This is a genomic window from Methylobacterium pseudosasicola, from assembly GCF_900114535.1.
Lineage (GTDB): Bacteria > Pseudomonadota > Alphaproteobacteria > Rhizobiales > Beijerinckiaceae > Methylobacterium > Methylobacterium pseudosasicola.
The window spans coordinates 1-3,585 of sequence record NZ_FOTK01000109.1 but is presented as its reverse complement, the minus strand read 5'-3'; the positions used below and the strand labels follow the sequence as shown (position 1 = coordinate 3,585).

Here is a 3,585-nt window from a genome sequence, read left to right as displayed (position 1 = left end):
CTGCTGACGATCCTCGCCTGCGATGAAGCGCTTCATCCCGACCTCCTCAGACCAGGATCTACTCTACCAAATCAGCGCGTTTTCACACAGCCTGGGCTAGAAGCGCGCCGCGATGAGATTGCTGCCGACCTTGTGGCTATGGGCGAGGAGCCAGAGTCTCCGACCGCCTCGGCTGCTCTATTCTTCGGAGGCAGGCCGGTCGCTGGTTCGCGGGGGATTGAGTCCGAATTCGGCGGTTCCGTCGTCAGCAAGTTTCAGGATCTCGTTGCCAAGCTTATGGCTGACGAGGCAGGGGCACTCGGTCAGCGCGGCGTCGTGCCGAACAAGAGCGCGGCCACGCTGCACATCACCAACGTCGTGTGTGGCTCTTTCGGCTTCCTTCTCGAAGAGGTCGAGCCCCAAGGCGAGGCGCTTGATACGTCCCTCAAAGTTGCCGTCGATAATGCGGCGCAGCTTCTGGGCGCGTTCAGCGAGTCGAGCGAGGACAGGTTCCGCGCTGCCGTCGAGAACATTGATCAGCGCGTGCTGGCGACCGCACAGGAGTTCTTCTCGCTCATGCGGACGAGCGGCGCCACGTTTCGACTTCTGGCGGGAGACGAGGATCGATCGTTCGGGCTTGACGAGGTCTCCCGTGCCGCCGAGCGCGCGTCCTCCACTCGTGTCACCGAGACTGAGGAACGGATTGAGGGGCAGTTGGGCGGCGTGCTACCTGACGCCCATCAGTTTGAGTTCCGCAGCGAAAGCCGCGGCCCTATCAAGGGCGGCATTGATCGATCGGTCCCCGCCTCCGATCTCGCCGAGTTGAACCGCACGCTCGTCAACGTGGCAGCCGTCGCGGTGGTGAAGGTGCGGCGGGTTCTCCGTGATGGCGAGGCCGTGCGCGAGAGCTTCACCCTCCTGCGGCTGGAGCCGCAGCAGGAAGCGCCCTCAGAGTCCTGATCAGGCTGATCTACTCCACGGTGCGCCATTTTACAGGTGGCAGGGCCGTGCCGGGCGTCGTCGCATCTCGCTGGTAGAACTTACTTTTGTGGCCCGCTGCTGGGTATTCGCGGTTGAAGCAGCGGCTTGCGCGGATCGACCCAGGCCCAGTTAGCTTCCTCGATCCGGCCACCCTCACTAACCACCGTCGAGGGACTGGGTTCGACCCTCGGACGATGACGGGTGTCGGTCCGTTTAATCTCGGCCTGGACCGACTAGCACTACCTACTGCCATTCCCGTTCCGGGATTGCCTTGAGCGTAGCCGTTCCGTCTCCGATAACCGTCCTCAACCACTGTGCCCCTCGGGCCACGTCGCGTACCCGGCCCCACCGCCGTGAGGAACGGCACGACGCCCCGCCAGCCCTGAAATTATGGGCGGCGGGGCAGCACTTCCGCTATCCGGTATTGGCCGCCCCCCGTAGACACGACGCACTGGAACGGATTTTCGACCTGCGGGCTTACTCAGTCGCTCTAGGGAGGATGAGATGCTAACAGGTAGCTTGCTGTGGCTCTTAGGGGTGCCGATCCCCGTCCTTATCCTGATCTGGTTCTTCTTCCTCCGAGGGCGGTAACGTCTCCTAGGCGACTACCCCGACATTGCCATCCCGGAGGCTATCTCGCCGCTATGCGCACAGCCCTTGCGGCCATCACCATCGCCATCGCTGCCTGTGGGGCTCAGGCGGTCGAGCCGGTGCCGAAGTTCAAACCCAACACTCTTTACCCTGATGCTCGGGCTTCGCTTCTTCAGCTCGGCTGGAGGCCTGCCCCTGTGCCTCCGTCAAGCCGAGTGTGCGAGCGTCGCGAGGATACCTGCGAAGCCTACCCAGAGGCTGAGACCTGTTCGCCGTTCGGAGCCGCGGCGTGCTCGATGCTCTGGAAGCGTGGCGAGCAACTCATCAGCGTCATGACGATTGGCGACACGGATATCCTGGTACGATCAGCATCCTGTCGGTCTGGCTGTTAGCAGCACTAGCCAAGAAAAGCCCGCGCTGGCGAACCAGGCGGGCTTAGGAAGTTCATGAACTTAGAAACGAACCAATAGCTACCTAAAACGTGGCTCGTCTCATTGTTGTAGTCGGAAGGTCACTTCCCGCCACCGCCGCCCTGGGGCACGGCGCGCGAGGGCTGAGCAGCATTGCCACCGGCTGCTGAATTGTTCGTCATGGTATCGGCGGGCTGACCGGTCGGGGTACCGGTGACGGCTGCCGGTGCTCCAGTCGAACCAGGCTGCGGCGCTGCCACCCCAGGCGCACCGGGAGCCATAGTCGTCGGAGCACCGGGAGCCGTGGCAGGAGGGGCTGCCGTCGGCGATTGTGCGTAAGCCGCTCCCGAAAGCAGGAGCATGAGCGGGATAGACGCTGCAATTGAGCGTTGGCGCATCAGAACCTCGTTGTGTCAAGCAACGCCGGTAACGCGTGCGTGAGGGAAATCGTTTCGCGTTCGAACCCGTTGGGGACGACCTCCCCCGCCAGCCCGTGATCAGATCGGGCGGCGGGGCCGAGCTGGCCAATCCACGTAAGCCTTCGTTAACTACAATTTCGGCACGTTGCTCGCTATCAGCCTGCAGGTGCCGTCATGAACCGTACCCGTTTGCTCAGTGTCGACGACCCCGCTCTCGATTGCCCCGTCTCACCGGAGACCGTAGGCCGGCTCGCCAAAGCCGATCCCGAGGCAGCACGCCTCCTCCTCGACGGTATCCCGGAAGCGACCCGGGCGCGGCTCGCCGTCTGGTTGTACGGCCGCAGCCACACCCACGAGATTGGGGTGCGCGTAGCCGCAACATGTGAGGGAGCGACCCTGCGCCGGGCCGCCGGGCTTGTCGGCAACGTGCTGTATGACTTGTCCCGCCGGCCTTACACAGCGCCAGCTCATGGCCTGCATGGCAGCGGACGGCGGCAGGTCAGCCTCGGCGGATCCCACAGCACAACTGCCCATGCGAGCTTGTGACCACTGACGTCTTTCAACCTCTCGGATCGCGATGAACGCCCTCAAGGATCTGCTGACCCGTTTCGGCCGGACCGTCACGGCCTATGCCGGGGACGAAGCGCTGATGCAGGCGGGGATCTCGGCCGCAGCCAACGTCATCGTTGCTGACGGCGAGGTGGCAGGTGACGAGTTCGAGACGGCACTGGTCGGTCTGCGCGCCAACCCGATCATCGAAAAGGGCTACGACCTCCTGATGCTGGAGGAAGCACTGTACGAGGCGATCGCCCGGGCGCGGACCCGCGCAGGCCGGGTGGAGAACCTACGCCGGATCGCCGCGATTGCCGGCCGGCCAATGGAACAGCGGCAGGACGCGTTCCTAGTCGCTGCCGATGTCGCCGACCATGACGGCGTCAGCGAGATTGAGGACAAGGCACTGACCGAGATCGCCGTGGCCCTCATCGTCAATAAGTCTGAGCTGATGCAGACCGCGATGGCTCGGGTTACGCCTCGGCAGTGAGCCATGGCGTAGCGACATCATCGTTCGATAGTAGGTCGACCAGCCGACCCGACACCTCGCATAGACGTTGACCTGACCGGCTGGCTTTGGACCGGGCTGATTGAGAGGATCAGCCAGGACCAGAGGAGTTGGGGATGAAGCGAGGACAGAGGCCAAGTGCGGA

General features: G+C 63.6%; 2 protein-coding genes. Both read left to right on the top strand.

What is annotated here, in order from left to right:
* Positions 1–939, top strand: a 939-nt coding sequence (locus BM228_RS33305; protein WP_208612152.1) for a hypothetical protein, incomplete at its 5' end; no start/stop codon positions are given.
* A gap of 2,018 nt (positions 940–2,957) precedes the next feature.
* The gene (locus BM228_RS33290) at positions 2,958–3,422 is read left to right on the top strand and encodes a tellurite resistance TerB family protein (protein WP_092047589.1); all 465 of its coding nucleotides are present in this window, start codon (positions 2,958–2,960) and stop codon (positions 3,420–3,422) included.
* Positions 3,423–3,585: the final 163 nt, after the last annotated feature.